Origin of the sequence: Gordonia desulfuricans NBRC 100010, from assembly GCF_001485495.1 — a bacterium.
Lineage (GTDB): Bacteria > Actinomycetota > Actinomycetes > Mycobacteriales > Mycobacteriaceae > Gordonia > Gordonia desulfuricans.
This window is the reverse complement of sequence record NZ_BCNF01000101.1, coordinates 16335-33546: the sequence shown is the minus strand read 5'-3', so window position 1 is coordinate 33546 and position 17212 is coordinate 16335. Positions and strand designations below refer to the sequence as shown.

General features: G+C 69.9%; 15 protein-coding genes. 3 read left to right on the top strand and 12 right to left on the bottom strand.

The features are described 5' to 3' along the window. Window positions 1-230: 230 nt before the first annotated feature. From cofG to typA, 7 genes are all read right to left on the bottom strand, one after another. Window positions 231-1475 carry a 7,8-didemethyl-8-hydroxy-5-deazariboflavin synthase CofG gene (gene cofG, locus GD1_RS16495; protein WP_059038328.1) on the bottom strand — a complete coding sequence of 415 codons (1245 nt, stop codon included), beginning with the start codon at window positions 1473-1475 and terminating at the stop codon, window positions 231-233. Beyond that, a complete protein-coding gene (locus GD1_RS16490; protein WP_059038326.1) occupies window positions 1472-2992 on the bottom strand; it encodes a flavin-containing monooxygenase in 1521 nt (506 codons plus the stop codon). Before GD1_RS16490 ends, cofG begins: the two co-directional genes overlap by 4 nt. Then, window positions 2989-4134: a hypothetical protein gene (locus GD1_RS16485; RefSeq protein ID WP_059038324.1), complete on the bottom strand. Its 1146-nt coding sequence runs from the start codon at window positions 4132-4134 to the stop codon at window positions 2989-2991. Before GD1_RS16485 ends, GD1_RS16490 begins: the two co-directional genes overlap by 4 nt. Before the next feature lie 64 nt (window positions 4135-4198). Then, window positions 4199-4567, bottom strand: coding sequence for a facilitated glucose transporter (locus GD1_RS16480; protein WP_152972574.1), 369 nt, complete (start codon window positions 4565-4567; stop codon window positions 4199-4201). Continuing rightward, window positions 4567-5484, bottom strand: a complete 918-nt coding sequence (gene mshB, locus GD1_RS16475; RefSeq protein WP_059038322.1) for an N-acetyl-1-D-myo-inositol-2-amino-2-deoxy-alpha-D-glucopyranoside deacetylase — start codon at window positions 5482-5484, stop codon at window positions 4567-4569. Before mshB ends, GD1_RS16480 begins: the two co-directional genes overlap by 1 nt. After that, on the bottom strand, window positions 5481-7352 hold the full coding sequence (locus GD1_RS16470) for an ABC transporter family substrate-binding protein (RefSeq protein ID WP_244882813.1): 1872 nt from the start codon (window positions 7350-7352) through the stop codon (window positions 5481-5483). Before GD1_RS16470 ends, mshB begins: the two co-directional genes overlap by 4 nt. Window positions 7353-7472: 120 nt before the next feature. After that, window positions 7473-9383, bottom strand: coding sequence for a translational GTPase TypA (gene typA / locus GD1_RS16465; RefSeq protein ID WP_059038320.1), 1911 nt, complete (start codon window positions 9381-9383; stop codon window positions 7473-7475). Between the two features lie 161 nt (window positions 9384-9544). Between typA and GD1_RS25050 the strand changes: the two genes are divergently transcribed. Then, window positions 9545-9721, top strand: a complete 177-nt coding sequence (locus GD1_RS25050) for a hypothetical protein (RefSeq protein ID WP_169798197.1) — start codon at window positions 9545-9547, stop codon at window positions 9719-9721. Between the two features lie 17 nt (window positions 9722-9738). Here GD1_RS25050 and GD1_RS16460 read toward each other — a convergent pair whose 3' ends face one another. Continuing rightward, window positions 9739-10335 carry a TetR/AcrR family transcriptional regulator gene (locus GD1_RS16460; RefSeq protein ID WP_238403452.1) on the bottom strand — a complete coding sequence of 199 codons (597 nt, stop codon included), beginning with the start codon at window positions 10333-10335 and terminating at the stop codon, window positions 9739-9741. Between the two features lie 73 nt (window positions 10336-10408). Here GD1_RS16460 and GD1_RS16455 point away from each other — a divergent pair, with 73 nt between their 5' ends. Further along, entirely contained in the window at window positions 10409-11056 is a 648-nt protein-coding gene (locus GD1_RS16455) for a lysophospholipid acyltransferase family protein (RefSeq protein ID WP_059038317.1), read from the top strand. Between the two features lie 470 nt (window positions 11057-11526). Here GD1_RS16455 and GD1_RS16450 read toward each other — a convergent pair whose 3' ends face one another. Genes GD1_RS16450 through GD1_RS16435 form a run of 4 tightly spaced genes read right to left on the bottom strand, consistent with a single transcriptional unit; the run spans window position 11527 to window position 15723 of the window. After that, entirely contained in the window at window positions 11527-11991 is a 465-nt protein-coding gene (locus GD1_RS16450) for a (deoxy)nucleoside triphosphate pyrophosphohydrolase (protein WP_280513271.1), read from the bottom strand. Further along, window positions 11988-13010, bottom strand: a complete 1023-nt coding sequence (locus tag GD1_RS16445) for an ABC transporter ATP-binding protein (protein WP_059038315.1) — start codon at window positions 13008-13010, stop codon at window positions 11988-11990. The genes GD1_RS16450 and GD1_RS16445 overlap by 4 nt, the downstream gene beginning before the upstream one ends. Further along, complete coding sequence (locus GD1_RS16440) at window positions 13010-14626, bottom strand: ABC transporter permease (RefSeq protein WP_244882815.1); 1617 nt, start codon at window positions 14624-14626, stop codon at window positions 13010-13012. Before GD1_RS16440 ends, GD1_RS16445 begins: the two co-directional genes overlap by 1 nt. Window positions 14627-14670: 44 nt before the next feature. After that, complete coding sequence (locus GD1_RS16435; RefSeq protein ID WP_059038329.1) at window positions 14671-15723, bottom strand: thiamine ABC transporter substrate-binding protein; 1053 nt, start codon at window positions 15721-15723, stop codon at window positions 14671-14673. A 458-nt stretch (window positions 15724-16181) separates the two neighbouring features. On the opposite strand from GD1_RS16435, the gene GD1_RS16430 reads away from it, so the two are divergent. Further along, the gene (locus GD1_RS16430; protein WP_059038313.1) at window positions 16182-17057 is read left to right on the top strand and encodes an Rv1157c family protein; all 876 of its coding nucleotides are present in this window, start codon (window positions 16182-16184) and stop codon (window positions 17055-17057) included. Window positions 17058-17212: the final 155 nt, after the last annotated feature.

The window sequence follows — 17212 nt, the reverse complement described above, 5'->3', positions numbered from 1 at the left end:
GAGGAGCGCAGCGACGAGACGAGTCGAAACCTCAGACGGCCGACCTCGGAACGCAACCACCCCAGGAGGTGGTCACCAACATCGTCGACTCACCGGATTTCGACACGGGTCCTCGCTCCGCTCGGTCCCGGCTCAATCATCAGTGGGGCATCATCGGTGGAGCGTCGCGGATCGATCATCGAAGAAGTCCCGGCTAGAGAACCGACCACCGCACACCCCGTGGCCGTGGGTCAGCAGCCGACCAGCGGACGTGCGGTGGGTTTGACGTCGGCGGCCAGACCGGTCTTCGGATCGCACAATGCGGCGACATGATCGGTCAGAGTAGGGTCGATCCACCCCTGCGGGTCCAACAAGTAGCGGGGCTGGGCGGTCAACCGCTCGGTGAGGGTGAACCCACATCCGGCGGTGATCTCGGCCAGCACATCCAGGTTCGGCCAGGGACGCTCCGGGTTGACATGGTCGGGGGTCAGCGGGCTCACGCCGCCCCAGTCGTCGATCCCGGAGGCCACGAGGGCCTCACATTCGGCCGCCGACACCAGGTTCGGGGGTGCCTGCACTCGCATGTGTGCACCGAGCACCACCCGGGCGGTGGCCACGGCAGCCAGGAACTCGGTCATCTCGGCGTCCGGGGTACCCCGCATGGCGGTGTCGGGCTTGGCCCGGAAGTTCTGGATGATGACCTCTTGGATGTGACCGCCACCGCGCTGGATCTCGGCCAACGCCAACAACGACTCGGCCCGCTCGGTGAGGGTTTCGCCGATCCCGACCAGGATTCCGGTGGTGAACGGGACTCGTTCGGCACCGGCGTCCCGCAGCACCTGAAGACGCACCAACGGATCCTTGTCGGGGCTGCCGTAGTGCGGTTGACCCTTGTCGGTGAACAGTCGTCTCGAGGTGGTCTCGAGCATCATGCCCATCGACGGTGCGACCGGCTTGAGCTCACGCATCTCCTGTGCGCTCATCACCCCGGGATTGAGGTGCGGCAGCAGGCCGGTCTCGGTGAGCACGGCGACCGCCGCAGCCCGCACATACTCCAGTGTGGAACCGAAACCGCGCTCGGCCAACCATTCCCGCGCCTGCGGCCATCGATCCTCCGGGCGGTCACCCAACGTGAACAACGCTTCCTTGCAGCCGAGCGCGGCACCCTGCCGGGCCAGCGAGACCACCTCGTCGAGTTCGAGGTACATCCCCTGCCCCGCCCGGCTGAGCTTGCCCGGGATGGTGACGAAGGTGCAGTAGTGGCAGCGATCCCGGCACAGTCGGGTCAGCGGGATGAACACCTTGCGCGAGTAGGTGACCTGCCCGGCACGCCCGATCGCCTCCAGTCCTTCGTCCCGCAGCTGCGCGGCGAGGGCCTGCAAGGCCACGAGATCGTCACCGGCACTGGTCAACAGCGCGGTCACCGACTCGGTGTCCAGTGGCGCACCGCTGCGTGCCGACTCGAGTGCGGTTGCTGCAGAAAGAGTGTGGGTCATGATCCCTCATTCACCGATTCGGGGGTCACCGGGTCGAACTCGAACGGTCCCGGCTCGAACGTCCCGTTCCGAGCCCGGAACGACGCCGCCGTACCCGGCCACAGCAATGTGAGCCGGCCACTGGCGGGGTCGAGATACCAACTGTTGCAGCCGGCCATCCAGACGGTCTGTGCACTGAGCTCGTCGATCTCACGGGTGTAGCCGGCCTCGGCGTCCGCCGACACCTCCAGCGACCGCACCCCGTCGGCCGCCATGTGGTCGAGGGCGCCGATCACATAGTCGAGCTGGGTCTCGATCATGTAGATCGCCGAATTGTGGCCCAGTGCCGCATTCGGGCCGTCGAGGACGAACATGTTGGGGAACCCGGCGACCACCGTCGACGCATACGACGTCATGCCGTGCGACCAGTGATCGCTGAGCAGTTCTCCATCACGGCCACTCACATGCCGCGACACCGGTGGCCGTGCCGCCTCGAAACCCGTTGCCATCACGATCATGTCGAGGTCGTAGGTGGCACCACCAGCGGCACAGGCCTTGGACTCGACCACCGTCGACAGGGCATTCGGCTCGAACACGACGTTGTCACGCAGCAACGCCGGGTAGAAGTCGTCGCTGAGCAGGATTCGCTTGCACCCGATCTCGTAGTCGGGCGTCAGCTGGGCGCGAAGGACCGGGTCGGGTACCTGCCGTTCCAGATGGCCGCGTGCCCGGTCGCGGATCTCGTCGATGTCGGGGTGCAGGCCCAGACGTTGCCGGAATGCCTGATCGGCGTTGTGCAACAACTCGTCCCGACGCCGCGCGGCGGTCTCCGGGTCGAGCAGGGCAGCACGTTCGTCGGCGTCGAGCAGCCGGTCGTCCCGCGGCACCACATACGGCGCGGTGCGGCTGAACACCACCACCTCGTCGGCGACCGCGGCGAGCTCGGGCACCAGCTGGACCGCCGACGCCCCGGTACCCACCACGCCGATCCGCGACCCGGCGATCGGCAGATCGTCCCGCCAGCCGGCGGTGTGCACGACCGGTCCCGGGAAGGTGTCGAGACCGTCGATGGTGTCGGGGATCTTCGGCTCGGACAGCCGCCCGACCGCCAGCACCAGTACCTTCGCGTCGATCCGGTGCTCGCCGCCGGCCCCCGAGACCGTCAGGTGCCAGCACGCCGACCCCGAATCCCAGACCGCGCCGTCGAGTTCGGCACCGAAGCGGATGTGCGGGAGCAGTCCCTCCTCGGCGGCGGCGAGTTCGAGGTAGTCGCGGATCTCGGCCCCGCTCGGATAGATCGACGACCAGTCCGCCGGTGGCCGGAACGAGAACGAGTACAGATGGGCCGGGATGTCGCAGGCGATGCCGGGATAGGTGTTGTCGCGCCACGTCCCGCCGACCGCGTCGGCGCGTTCGAGCACCATGAACGATTCATTCCCGCGCCGGGCCAGATGGGTGGCCATGCCGATCCCGGCGAAACCGGCACCGACGATCGCCACGTCGACGTCGAGGTGTGCCGCGGTGGTGCCGGTACTCACCGGCCGACCCGGATGCGATCGAGGTCGAGGCACCGATCGGGGTCGGGACGACCATGGGCGGTCGTGCGCTGGCGGGGAACACGATCGAGGCGCTCGGCCAGCTCGACGAGGGTCGCGGCGTCGAGCACCCGGCCGGCCTCGGCGCCGGCGGCCGGCATCAACTCGCCGTCGAGCAGCAGTCCCCCGATGTCGTCGGCGCCGCCACGCAACAGGAGTTCGACGGTGGCCGGGTCGATTTTGGTCCACGCGACCTGCAGATGGTCGAACGCTCCCAGGGTGATCAGCCGGGCCACGGCGTGGACGGCGCGGGTCTCGCGGGTGCTCACCGTCCGGACCGCCTGGGCCGTCAGATGCGGCGGGGCGTTGGCCGGGAGCATCGGCATCACGATCAACTCGCTGAAACCACCGGTCCGGGCCTGGACCTCGATCAGGGTGCGGAGGTGGGCGATCTGCTGTGCCGGTGTCTCGAGATGTCCGTACAGCAGGGTCGCGGTGGTGAAGAGTCCGGCCGCGTGGACGGTCTCGATGGTCTCGACCCACGCGGAGACGGGCAGCGCGACACCGTCGGGGGCCAGTGCGGCACGGACGTCGTCGTCGAGTACCTGCGCGGCGGTCCCGGGTGCCGACCCGAGCCCGGCGTCCTTGGCCCGTGCCACGAACTCGGCGACGGGGACACCCAGCCGTGCGGCCGCATCCCGCAGCTCCGGTACCCGGTAGGCATGCAGGTGCATCGGCGCCGCGGAGGTGATCCGCGCGATCAGTTCGAGATAGGTCTCGGCCGGCGCATCCGCGGGCACCGGACCCTGCATGCAGATCTCGGTGGCGCCGAGTTCGGCGGCCTCCACCACGAGTTCTTCGAGGGTCGGGCCCGGTCGTGACAGGCCCGCGACGACAGGGGTGTCGAGATTGCGGTTGACCACGAAGGTCAGCGCATCGGGGTCGGTGACCCGACGGCGGGCGTCGTCGGCGAGGGCACACAGTCGCTCGAGTTGCTCGGCGTCGGCGTGCAGCAGGGCGATCCACTCGGGGTCGGTCAGGGCTGCGGGGTCGGCGGCGGCCCGGTCCAGAGCTGCCGTGATCTCATCGGTGCCGACCGGATCGGCGGAGACCACAGAGTCCTCCGCCCATGCGCGCATCACCATTCCCACACTCTAGCCGCGCGGTGTAGACGGCGTGATCGGGCTCTCGCCAGAGGCGCGCCGACGCTCAGTCCGGTTGCGGTAGACGGCCACTCCACACCAGCGCCATCGGGATGCCGAGTCCGAGCAGCACCAGGAACAGGGTTGCGATCGCGGTGGTTCCGTCGATCGACAGGGCCGCGTTGGTGCCCGGGCCCGGGAAGGAGGCGACCAGCAGGACCGCAGCCCAGGCGACGAGCGGCCCGAAACGCAGCGGCGAGTCGGTACTGCGCGCGGCCAGCCACAGAAGTCCGGCGTTGACCAGCCCGGCGGCGAGCGCCACGAACGGCACCGGCTGATCCCAGAACCGCAGGTAGGCGAAGCCGACCGAGAGCAGGCCGACCACCGCACCGTCGAGGACGAGGAAGGCCAGCAGGATCCGGTCGGCCGGGTACATCATCCCGCTGCCCCGCCCGTGGCCCCGCTCACCACCGCACGGGTCACCGGCGCGAACAGGTCGGTGCCGCGGCCCTCACCCGGCGCGAACTCCGGGCTGCGCTGGATGAAGTGTTCGTGGCCGAAGATCGGCTGCAGGATGTTGTTCGACAACGCGTACTCGGTGCCCGACGCCGCGACGATCACCTGGGTGGCGTGAGCCGCCAGTCCCGCGGCCTTGCGGGCGCCGAAGGCCGCGACGTCGATCTCGGTGGTCACCTCGTCGTCGGGGTAGCTCGGCAACTCGCCGTCGGCGGGCATCCGCCAGCCGTCCGGCACGCGGCCGGCACCTGCGGCCAGTCCCGCGACCAGCGCGCTGTGCTCGGTGACCGACTCGTAGACGACGTAGTCGCGGCCGGAGCGTTCCCGTGCGATCGGCACCGCGGCCACCGACGCCTCGTGCACCGTCTTGTGGTCGGGGTGACCGTAGGTGCCCGCGTTGTCGTAGGTGACGATGACCTGCGGGTCGAAGGCCACGATCTCGTCGACGAGTGCGGCGACCACCGCGTCGAACGGCCCCTGCGCCAGGGCCCGCGGATGGTTCGCCGACGGGGTACCGGCCATGCCGGAGTCACGCCAGCGGCCCGCCCCACCGAGGAACCGCGGCCGCAGCGGTGCGCGGCCGTCGGGGGTCAGTGCCGACAGTGCCCGGGTGAGTTCGGCGATGCGGTACCCGCCGAGCTGGTCGGCACCGCCGTCGGCGATCAGCCGCGACCATTCGTCGCCGATCACCTCGCCCTCCTCACCGAGGGTGAACGTCACCACCCGCACGTCGACCCCCTCGGCGAGGTAGCGCGCGATGGTGCCGCCGGTCATGATCGTCTCGTCGTCGGGGTGCGCGTGCAGCAGCAACAGCCGCCGGTCGTCGGCGCCGCTCATCGCTGCTCCCACGTCGCCGCGGTCCCGTAGATCGACACCTGGATGGGCCCCGACAACGGGACGCCGGTCACCGAACGGGTCACGCCGACCACCATCGAATCCTGGTAGAGCGGCAGGTAGATGGCCTGTGCGGCCAGCAGCGGTTCTGCTTCATCGAGTAACTCCTCCGGATCCGGGGCCGAGAGTGCCTGCCGCGCCAGCTCGATGAGCTGCGGGTCGCACACCCCGGAGATGTTGCTGGCGTAGACGCTCTCGGCGCCCGCCTCGTCCTGCCCGGGTGCCACACTCGTCGGCGTCGGCGGTGTCGCCAGCGACGGGGCGGTACCCGGTTTGGGCTGATCACAGTCGACCTGCGAGGCCAGCGACGCCGCGGGCGGCACCCCGAGTCCGGTCCAGCCGACCACCAGGTCCACGCGCGACTCGGTGAGCGCGACACCGTAGAGGTCGCTGTTGGGCAGGCTGACCACCGCCGCCCGTACCCCGGCGTTGCGCAGCTGGTCGACGATGTTGGATGCGGCGGCGGTCGACCGCGGATCACCGCTGATCGCACCGACCCGCACCACCAGGTCCTGCCCGTCCTTGCGGTAGGGCTGCACCCCCTCGGGTACCGGCTGCACCGACGGCGACGTCGAGGTCGAGGTCGACGGGACGCTGCTCGACGGGGCCGAACCCGACGGCGACGCCTCTCCGGTGGTCGACGGCACTCCGGTCGTCGCTCCGCTCGTCGACGGCTCCGACGGCGACGTCGACGGTATGCCCGGCGCGACACGCTGGTATCCGGCGTTCGCGAGCAGCCCGGTGATCTCCGCGGCGTTCGGGCGTACCCGGTCGACCGGGGTGTAGCCCGGGTCGGTGGGGGCGAACACCGTGTTGGCGTACTGCTGCACCACCCCGTCCCCGGCACCGGCCTGGGTCGCCAGATGGGTGTCGATCATGCCCAGCACCGCGCGCCGCACGTCGATCTGCTGCATCACCCCGGTGCGCGCGTTGACGCTGACGGTCAGCGCACGCGAGGTGGGTCCGCGCTGGGTGGCGATCCCCGGCACCGCCGCGAGTTCGGCGGCGGTCGCCGGACCGGCACCGACCGTGGTGATCGCCGATCCGCCGGAGCGCACCGAATCGATCATCTGCGATGCGGTGCCCGCCCGCCGGAGCACCACCTGGTCGAGTTTCGACGGTGTCATCCAGTAGCGGTCGTTGCGGATCAGCCGCACCTCGTCGCGGGTGGTGTCGATCGAGAACACCGAGAACGGGCCCGCCGACACCGGCTTGCCCGAGTCCATCCCGGTCTGGAATCCGGCGGGTGCCCCGCGCAGTACGTGGCTGGGCAGCAGCCCGGAGAACAGTTCCGGCCAGCGCGGATAGGGCTGGGCGAACCGCACCTGCACCACCTTGCCGCCGGAGCTCGACGTGACCGAGTCGATCAGTCGGTATCCCGCCGGCGCGACGGTGTTGGGCTGCCGCGACATCTGCTGCCACAGGTAGGCGAAGTCGTCACCGGTGACCGGCAACCCGTCGGACCACTGCGCGTTGGTGTGGATCTTGTAGGTGACCGTGAACGGTTCGGTCGAGCTGACCTCGGCGGAGGTGAGCAGCGCATCCTGGCGCTGCCACACCACCTGACCGTTCGGCAGCTGCACGGGTGCAAAGGCACTCGGCAGCGTCATCGCCGCGATCGCCGTCGTCACCGGACTCTGATCGGCACCGATGTGCGGATTGAAACCGGAACCGATCGAGTCGGTGGCGACGTAGATCGTCTTCTCGTTCGGGTACTCGGCGGGTGTCGGCGGCTCCACCGTCTCCCGGACGGGCGGCGGCGGGTTGGCGGTGCACGCCGACACGGCGAGCACCGCGGCCACCACACTCACCGCCGGCCACAGCCGGTGTCGGCGAGCACCTCCACGACCCCGACGGTCACGAGCACGTCTCTGACGCCGTGTCGCCTCGTCGTTCACGTACGGTCTCACCCCCTGCGGTCACTCACCCGATCAGCTGACGGACGCATCGCGCGTCTTGGCGCGCGAACGCTCCCGGGCGCGTGTCGTCGAATCCAGGTGCACCTTACGCACCCGGACCACCTCGGGGGTCGCCTCGACACACTCGTCGGCGGCGCAGAACTCCATCGCACCCTCGAGTTCGAGGTGCATCGGCTTGGCGAGGGTCTCCATCACGTCGGCCGAGGACTGCCGCATGTTGGTGAGCTTCTTCTCCCGGGTGACGTTGATGTCGAGGTCCTCGGCGCGCGGGTTGATGCCCACGACGTGGCCCTCGTAGGTGTCGTCGCCGGGGTTGACGAAGAAGGTTCCGCGGTCGGCGAGCTGGATCATCGCGAACGGGGTGACGGTGCCGGCCCGATCGCTGACCAGCGATCCGGTGTGGCGGGCGCGGATCTCGCCGGCCCACGACGCGTAGCCGTCGAACACCGCGTTGGCGATGCCGGTGCCGCGGGTCTCGGTGAGGAAGTCGGTGCGGAAACCGATCAGGCCGCGCGAGGGCACGGTGAACTCCATGCGCACCCAGCCCGACCCGTGGTTGTTCATCTGGTCCATGCGTCCCTTGCGGGCGGCCAGGAGCTGGGTGACCGCACCGAGGTACTCCTCGGGGACGTCGACGGTGAGGTGCTCGAACGGCTCGTGGACCTTGCCGTCGACCCGACGGGTGACCACCTGCGGCTTGCCGACGGTCAGCTCGAAGCCCTCACGACGCATCTGCTCGACGAGGATGGCCAGCGCCAGCTCACCACGGCCCTGCACCTCCCAGGCGTCGGGCCGGTTGATGTCGACCACGCGCAGCGACACGTTGCCGATGAGTTCGGAGTCGAGGCGGTCCTTGACCATGCGGGCGGTGAGCTTGTGGCCCTTCACCCGGCCGGCCAGCGGCGAGGTATTGGTGCCGATGATCACCGAGATGGCGGGTTCGTCGACGGTGATGCGCGGCAGGGCCACCGGGTTCTCGGCGTCGGCGAGGGTGTCGCCGATCATGATCTCGGGGATACCGGCGATGGCGACGATGTCACCGGCGACGGCGGACTCGGCCGGGGCGCGGTCGACGCCGACGGTGGCCAGCAGTTCGGTGATCTTGGCGCGCTCGATGACGGGCTCGCCGTCGACCTCACGGCACCACGAGACGGTCTGACCCTTGCGCAGGGTGCCGTTGTGGATGCGCACCAGGCCGAGGCGGCCGAGGAACGGCGACGCGTCGAGGTTGGTGACGTGGGCCTGCAGCGGCGCCTCCGGATCGCCCTTGGGCGCCGGGACGTGCTCGAGCAGGATGTCGAAGAAGGAGTCGAGGTTCTCGCCCTCGGGCACCTGACCGTTCTCGGGCTGGGTGGTGCTGGCGATGCCGGCACGGCCGGAGGCGTAGAGCACCGGCAGGTCGAGGACCTGCTCGGCGGCTGCGGCGGCGTCCTCGTCGAGATCGGAGGCCAGGTCGAGCAGCAGGTCGTGGGTCTCCTCGACGACCTCGGCGATGCGGGCGTCGGGGCGGTCGGTCTTGTTGACCACCAGGATCACCGGCAGCGACGCCGACAGCGCCTTGCGCAGGACGAAGCGGGTCTGGGGCAGCGGGCCCTCGGAGGAGTCGACCAGCAGCACGACGCCGTCGACCATCGACAGGCCGCGCTCGACCTCGCCACCGAAGTCGGCGTGGCCGGGGGTGTCGATGACGTTGATGACGACCTCGGTGCCGTCGGGCTGGCGGCGGTGCACCGCGGTGTTCTTGGCGAGAATCGTGATGCCCTTCTCTCGCTCGAGGTCACCGGAGTCCATGACGCGGTCGACGAGTTCGGCCCGCTCGCCGAAGACACCGGACTGGCGGAGCATCGCGTCGACCAACGTGGTCTTGCCGTGATCGACATGCGCGACGATCGCGACGTTGCGGAAGTTGGGAGCAGAGCTCACTACGGTTTCTTCTTTCGTGTGCGGAGCGGCGGCTCGACACACTGGGGGCCTACGCTCCCCACCGCCGGTGGCCACCGGTGGACTGACAACGCATAACAGGGTATCGGTTCGGCGAGAGAGACGCCGATCACAATGCCCCGAGTGGGTGCTACGGTCTGTTCATGGGCAAGGTGAAACCGGAGAAAGTACGCGATCTGAAGCCCAAGAAGAAGTGCTGCCGTTCCTCCACCCGATGCCTGCGCTGCCCTGTGGTGATCCATCGGATGCAGAAGGTCGACACCAAGCATCTGAGCAAGAAGGAACTCGGGAAGGCACTCAAGAAGGCCCGCGCCGCCTGATACCCGTCAGGCCCTGATCACCGTTGCGGCAGAGCCGTGTCGACGATGCTGTCCAGCAGGTCGTCGACGTCGATCACGGTCAGTTCCGCGACTGGATCGAGGGCACGATTGGCGACCAGCACCGCCACCCCGTGGATCGCCGACCACAGTCGAATGGTGTTCTGCCACAACGGTTTCGCATCCTGTTGCGCATCGTTCTCCGCAGCCACCACGGCATGTAGTGCCTGCAGCAGCGGCAGCGACAGCCCGCGGAGGTCTCCCCCGGCGCCGTCGAGGATGTCGTGCCGGAACATCAGCTCGAACATGGCGCGGCGCGACCGGGCGAGGCCGACGTAGGCGCGAGCGGCCGCACGCAACTGGTCACGCGGATCGCCGTCGGCCTCGAGCGCCGGCCGGACCGCCGCACCGAGGTCGATCAGCCCCTCTCGCGCAATGGCCGCGAGCAGCGACCGATGCGTCGGAAAGTACCGCCGGGGTGCACCGTGCGACACGCCGGCCCGCCGGGCGATGGCCCGCAGTCCCACCGCATCGATTCCCTCCTCGTCGAGCAGCGCGACGCCCGCGGTGACGATGCGCGTGCGCGTGTCGTCTGCGGCACCTGATGTCGAACTCATGCAGACAGTGTCTACCATCGGGATCGTAGACATTGTCTACGGAGGTTGTCGGCGGACAGGGAGGCAGCGATCGATGTGGTGGTACCGGTTCTTCAAACACGTGGTGATCGGCCCGGCCTTGCGGCTGGCCTGCCGTCCTCGCGTGGTGGGCGCCGAGCACATCCCGACGCGCGGGCCGGCGGTGCTGGCCGCCAACCACAGCGCCGTCGTCGACTCGCTGCTGCTGTGTCTCGTCTCGCGGCGGCCGGTGCACTTCCTGGCCAAGCAGGAGTACTTCGACGGCGCCGGGGCCACCGGACGGGCCCGCCGATGGTTCTTCTCGGCCGTCGGGCAGATCCCGGTCGACCGTGACGGCGGCGACCGCGCCGGCGCGGCCCTCGACGCCGCCGCCGCATTGCTGGCCGACGGCCATCTGTGGGCAGTTCATCCGGAGGGCACCCGATGTGCCGACGGTGCGGTGCATCGCGGCCACACTGGGGCGATCCGGGTCGCGGCGGCGACCGGGGCGCCGGTCATCCCGATCGCGTTGCGCGGGACCGATCGGGTCAACCCACCCGGGTCGGCATGGTGTCGTCCACATCGGGTGTCGGTGGTGATCGGCCGTCCGCTCGAATTCACCGGGACCGACGTCCGAGCCGACACCGACCGCCTGATGGGCGAGATCTCGATCCTCGCCGGGCAGCCCTACGTCGACGCGTACGCGACACGGTCACGACGGTGACCGGTTCGCAGCGGTTGCGTCGCCGACATCGGCCGCCGGAGGTCTCGACGGCCGTTCCTCGGCTATCGCCTCGTCACTGCTCGACCAGCACAGGGAGCCGCCTGTTCGGGGGCGACACAAACTCCACGCACACAACTTAATTGATGGTTGAGCCGGGACCGAGCCCGAAGGGCGAGGACCCGTGTCGAAACCCGGCGAGACGAGAATGTCCGTCCCCGACACCCGACACAAACTCCACGCACACAACACAATCGATGGTTGAGCCCGGACCGAGCTCGAAGGGCGAGCCACATACTCACGAACACAACACAATCGATGGTTGAGCCGGGACCGAACCACAAGAACGAATCCACACACCCACGCACACAACACAATCGATGGTTGAGCCGGGACCGAGCCCGAAGGGCGAGGACCCGTGTCGAAACCCGGCGAGACGAGAATGTCGGTTACCGATCGCCTCGATCTGTCCGTCAGACGGTGAGCGCCGCGAGAAGTTCGGGCACCCAGCCGGTGTCGGCGGGGACGAGTTCCCCGGCGTCGGCCATCCGGACGAGTTCGGTGGCGTCCACCCAGCGCAGCGCACGATGATCATGGGCGACCGGTTCACCGTCGACGATCCGCGCCCACCGCGCCACCAGGACGAGTTCGGCCGACAGGATCACCTGTCCGGTGAGCGGTTCACCCACTTCGGTCTGTACGCCGAGTTCCTCGACGAGTTCGCGGTGCAGTGCCTGGGCATCGGTCTCACCCGCCTCGACCTTGCCGCCGGGCAGTTCCCACAGCCCGGCCACCGCAGCGGGCCGGTCGCGTTGCGCCAGGAGCAGTTTCCCGGCGGTGTCGCCGACACCGAGGACGGCACCGGCCACCACATGCCGCCGGCCCCCATCGTCTCCGGTCCCCTCATCGCGTCCGATCCCCCCATCCCGTCCGATCACCGTCCGACCACCGCAACCCTTTCCGGGACCAGGCGCAGGCCGACGCGGTCGCCGAGCGCCACCGACCCCGACGCACTCGCATCGATCTCGCCGATCGGTGAGGCCACCCGCAGTCGGGCGCCGGTGGGCAGGTCCGCGACGGCCAGCACGGTTCCCGTGACACCGCCGTCGTGATCGGTCACCGGCTGTGCCGCCACCGACTCCGCGCGCAGCCCCAGCCGCGCCGTCGTGCCGGGGAGATCGATGGCCACCGGCCCGAGGTCGGTGTGAACGGTGCCGTCGGCATCACGCCGTGCGTCGATCACGGTGGCGCAGCCCAGGAATCGTGCCGTCCACTCGTCGGCGGGCGCCGCCCAGAGCGTGCCGGGCCGCGCGGTCTGCACGATGGCCCCCTCACGCATCACCGAGATCGAGTCCGCCATCAGCGCGGCCTCCCCGTGGTCGTGGGTGACGACGATGGTGGGAGTGCCGGTGGCGCGGACGATCTCGGCGATCTCGATCGCGAGGCTGTCACGCAGGCGCCGGTCGAGTGCCGCGAGCGGCTCGTCGAGCAGCAACAGCCGCGGACGCGGGGCGAGGGCCCGGGCGAGGGCGACGCGCTGCGCCTGCCCACCGGAGAGTTCGTCGACGCGCCGCGACTGCATCCCGGGGAGGTGTACCAGTTCCAGGAGTTCGTCGATCCGAGCCGCGATCTCGGCGCGGGAGCGGCGGCGGATACGCAGCCCGTAGGCGATGTTGGCGGCGACGGTGCGCCCGGTGAACAACTGGCCGTCCTGGAACACCACGCCGAAATCACGGCGGTGCGCCGGGATCGGTGCCAGGTCCTGTCCGGCGAAGCGGATGGCCCCCGCGGCGGGTCGTTCGAGTCCGGCGACCGCACGGATCAGCGTCGACTTGCCGCAGCCCGACGGGCCGAGCAAGGCGGTGACCAGCGAGTCGGTGTCACCGGCGGCCCAGGTCAGATCGTCGATGACGACATCGGAGCCGTAGGCCACGCGGAGTCGGTCGGTCTCGAGCACTAGATCAGTGTCCCCGAACGCGGTCGGAAGACCTCCACGGCCACCACCGCGGCGGTGGTCACCGCGACCAGCAGCATGGACGCCGCCATCGCGGTGGCCAGCGCGTCGGCGCCCGGCCGGTTGAGTGCCGAACCGATCAGCACCGGCATGGTGGTGGTGTCGGCCCGAGCGAGGAAGCTGGTGGCACCGAACTCGCCGAGTGCCATCACGAAGGCGAAACCGCCTGCGGCGGTGACGGATCTGCCGATCATCGGGAGGTCGACGGTGACGAAGACGCGCACCGGACCGGCCCCCAGGGTGGCTGCGGCCTCGCGCAGACGCGGCGGTACCGATTCGAGCGCGGGGATGATGATGCGGATCACCACCGGCACGGCGATCAGCGCCTGCACGCACGGGATCACCAGGGGTGACGCCGCCACGTCGGACGGCAGTGAGGCCAGCACGATGAGATAGCCGAAGCCGAGGGTCACGGCACTGACGCCGAGCGGGATCATCGCGATCAGGTTGCCGATCGCACCGGCGACCCCGTGGGTGTGGTGCAGGGCGATCGCCGCGAGCAGCCCCACCACCACGGCGATCAGCATGGCGAGCACGGCGGTGGTCAGCGAGTAGCGCAGCGTCTCGAGCGGGGTCACCCCGTTGACCGGGTCGGCCAGCGAACGGTATCCGGCGAGGGTCCACGACCCGCCCGCACTCGGTCGTACCGACCGCAACGCGAGCACCACGATCGGTCCGGCGAGGGCGAGGACCGCCCAGATCGTCGCGGCGCCCACCGCGATCCACTCGACGCCGCGGACGGGAGCCGGGCGACGTCCCTCCCCCGACGTACCGCCGGCGGCCCCGCCGACGACGCGCGTCATCACCAGCACCGCCACCACGACGACGATCTGCAGCAACGACAGCGCCACCGCCTCGGGGATGCGGAAGTAGCCGATCGCCTGGGTGTAGATCTCGGTCTCCAGCGTCCGCAGGCGGCCGCCGCCGAGGATGATGATCACGCCGAAGCTGGTGGAGCAGAACAGGAACACCAGGGCCGCGGCACCGGCGATCGACGGGATCAGCCGCGGCAGGGTCACCGTCCGCCAGGCGCGCCATCGCGTGGCACCCAGAGTGCGGGCGGCCTCGGCGGTCCGGGTGTCGAGCGACCGCCACGTCGCCCCCACCACCCGCACCACCACGGCCACGTTGAGGAAGGCGTGTGCGGCGAGTACCGCGCCCCACCCGTCGCCGATCCCCAGCCCGGCGAGCGGACCGGAGAACAGTGCACGGAAGGCCACCCCCACCACCACGGTCGGCAGCACGAACGGCACCGTGACGAGCACGGTGAGCACCACCGAACCCGCTCCGGGCAGGCGCGCGGCCAGCCACACGATCGGTGCGGCGAGGAGGAGGGCGGCCACCGTCGACGCGCCGGCCTGGGCGAGTGTCACCCCCAGCAGATCGAGGGCGCGGGTTCGCCGGAGGAGTTCGGGAACCGAGTCACCGGCACCGGCGACCTCGACGGCCCGGTGGACGAGCGCCCCGACCGGCCAGCAGAACAGGACCCCCAGGAACAGCGCGGGGATCAGCACCAGTGCGGCGTGACCCAGTCGCGCGAACGTCGACGTGCGGCCCACCGGGCCCGACCGACGGCGCGCAAGCACCGACCGACGGCGCAGGGTCACCGACCGACGGCGTCGCGCCACTGCCGTAGCCAGGCCTCACGGTTCTGCGCGATGTAGGCCGGCGGGAGGCTCACCGTCCACTGCGGCACCGGCGCCCGCTGCGCCCAGCCGTCGGGCAGCGGGGTCTTCTTCTGCACGGGGTAGACATACATCGATGACGGCAGTGCGCGCTGCACGGTCTGGCCGAGCATGAAGTCGACCACCTTGCGCGCGCCGTCCTCGTTGCGGGCGCCGCGCAGGATGCCGACGTATTCGACCTGCCGGAAGCAGCTGTCGAGCAGCGCGCTGGTTCCCGGGGTGGCCGCGGGCGACGACGCATACGACAGCACGATCGGCTTGGGCCCCTTGCCCTCGCCCGCGCTGAACAGCTGGTTGTAGGCGATCTCCCAGCCGGCGACGATGGCCGCGCCACCGGCGGAGACCTGACGCCAGTAGTTCTCCCAGTCGTCCCCGAAGACTCCGACGGTGGTGAGCAGGAAGGCCATGCCCGGCGAGGACGTCCCCGGATCCATCAGGGCGGCCTGTGCGGCGTAGGTGGGATCGCGCAGGTCCCGCAGGCTGGTCGGTGCCTTCAGATTGCGGCTGGAGTACCAGTTGTCGTCGACGTTGAGGCACACGTCACCGCGGTCGACGGCGGTCAGTTCGTGATTGGAATCAGGGATCGCATATTCCGCCGCACCATCGGCGGCGGCCGGCGCTTCGTACGGTTCCAGCGCTCCCGCCTCGATCGGACGGGACGCGAAGGTGTTGTCGATACCGAACACGACGTCGGCCTTGGGCGAACCCGGTGTCAGCGAGATCGTCGACGCGAGCTGACCGGCGTCACCGGACTTGACGATCTTGAGGGTGAGGCCGGTCTCCTTGGTGAAGGCGTCGAGCACGTCCTGCGGCAGTTCGAAGGAGTCGTGGGTGAGCATCGTGACCTCGGTGGTCGAGCTCGTGTCGTCCCCACAGGCGGTCAGCAGACCGGCGCCGATCGCGAGTGCGCCGGCGAGCACCCCGACCCTGATGCCGAACCGGGCGGCGGCCGCGCGGGCCGGACGGACCATGGACTGTGGTGCGCTCACTGGACTCCCTGGACGGTGAAGTTTGCGGACGGGTTCATCGGGACGCGCGTCCTGTCGAACGGGCCCCGACCTTCGAACGTGGTCGGTCTGTCGAACTTGCTCCGTCGATCTAACCAGGTGGTCCGATCGGGCGGGTGTCGCCGTCGCGCCGGAACCCGGAGACGGCAAACCCCCTGCATAACAATTGCATCACCAGTCACATACGTAACACGATGGCGGCGTTAGGCTGCCTGGACAGCGACCCTCCCGCGGGGCTTAGAATGACCCGCGACGTCCGCGGTGTGCCCATCCGGGTACAGGACCGGGTGACCGGGACCGCCGATGTGCTCTCAGGGTGTCGGGGGGACGTCCGCAGTATGGAGAACGCCAGCGTGCGCCGCGAAGCCCGCGGTACACAACGACAATCGATAGGACGAGACCTCGTGCGCCTGCAAGCACCGATGAGCCGATCACGCCGCCTGATCGCCGCAACCGCGGCCGTCGCAGCGTTCGCCATCCCCGCCGTCGCCCTGCCGTCGACCGCCTCCGCGGCCCCGGCGTCGACCGCGCCCGCAGCAACGACCTCCCCCGCCGACCAGGGCCTCACCCCGGGCACGGTGCCCGCCCCGGACCAGCGCACCCTCGACTCGCTGGGTGCGCTCGCGCCGGCCATCATCGGCTCGGTGACCACCCCCGGACCCGACGGCCGGGTGAACTCGGACCTGCTGCGCCAGGCCTCCACCCTCGCCGAGAACCCGACGCTGCCGGCCGAGGTCCAGCAGATCTGGAAGTCGGTGATCGACTTCCTCGGCGAGCCCGGCAAGCAGCAGCTCGCCGCCCATCAGGTCGCCGAGCGCAAGGTGGTCAAGCCCGGCGAGCCCGAGATCCCCAGCGGCCCGAATGCCCCGAAGATCCAGGAATTCCTGTACCCGACGCTCGGCTTCGGCTGCATGCCCGGCAACGGCAGCCAGACCGGCGGCAACTCGCTGGGCCGCGCCCTGGTGACCGCGGGCCCGCAGCAGGCGCCCGCCCCGGGCCCCAAGCGCGGCCAGGCCGGGTACGTCTACACCAGCCTGGGTACCGGTCCCGCGGTGAACAACTCGGCCCGCGCACTGTGGGTGAGCTGGCTGAACATCGACAACGGCCGCACCGGCCAGCTGCAGCTCAAGCGCAACGCCAAGATCAACGCCACCTCCGGTCCGGGAACCTTCACCGGTATCGCAACCACCGGCAAGGGCCGCGTGATCTCGACCATCTACGGCGATGTGACCACCAAGAACAAGGGCAAGGTGACCTCCTGCCCGATCGCGCCGACGATCGGCATCGCGATCATCTGATCCGCGCCCACCCGTTTTCCGACGAGACCCCGGCCCCACGGCCGGGGTCTTGTCGTCTCGGCAGCATCGGCGTCCGACGGCACCGCCCCCGAGGAGGCTGCCCGAGGCCCGGCCGCCGCGGTCCCGTCCCCGAGACACGCCCGGTCCCGGCACAC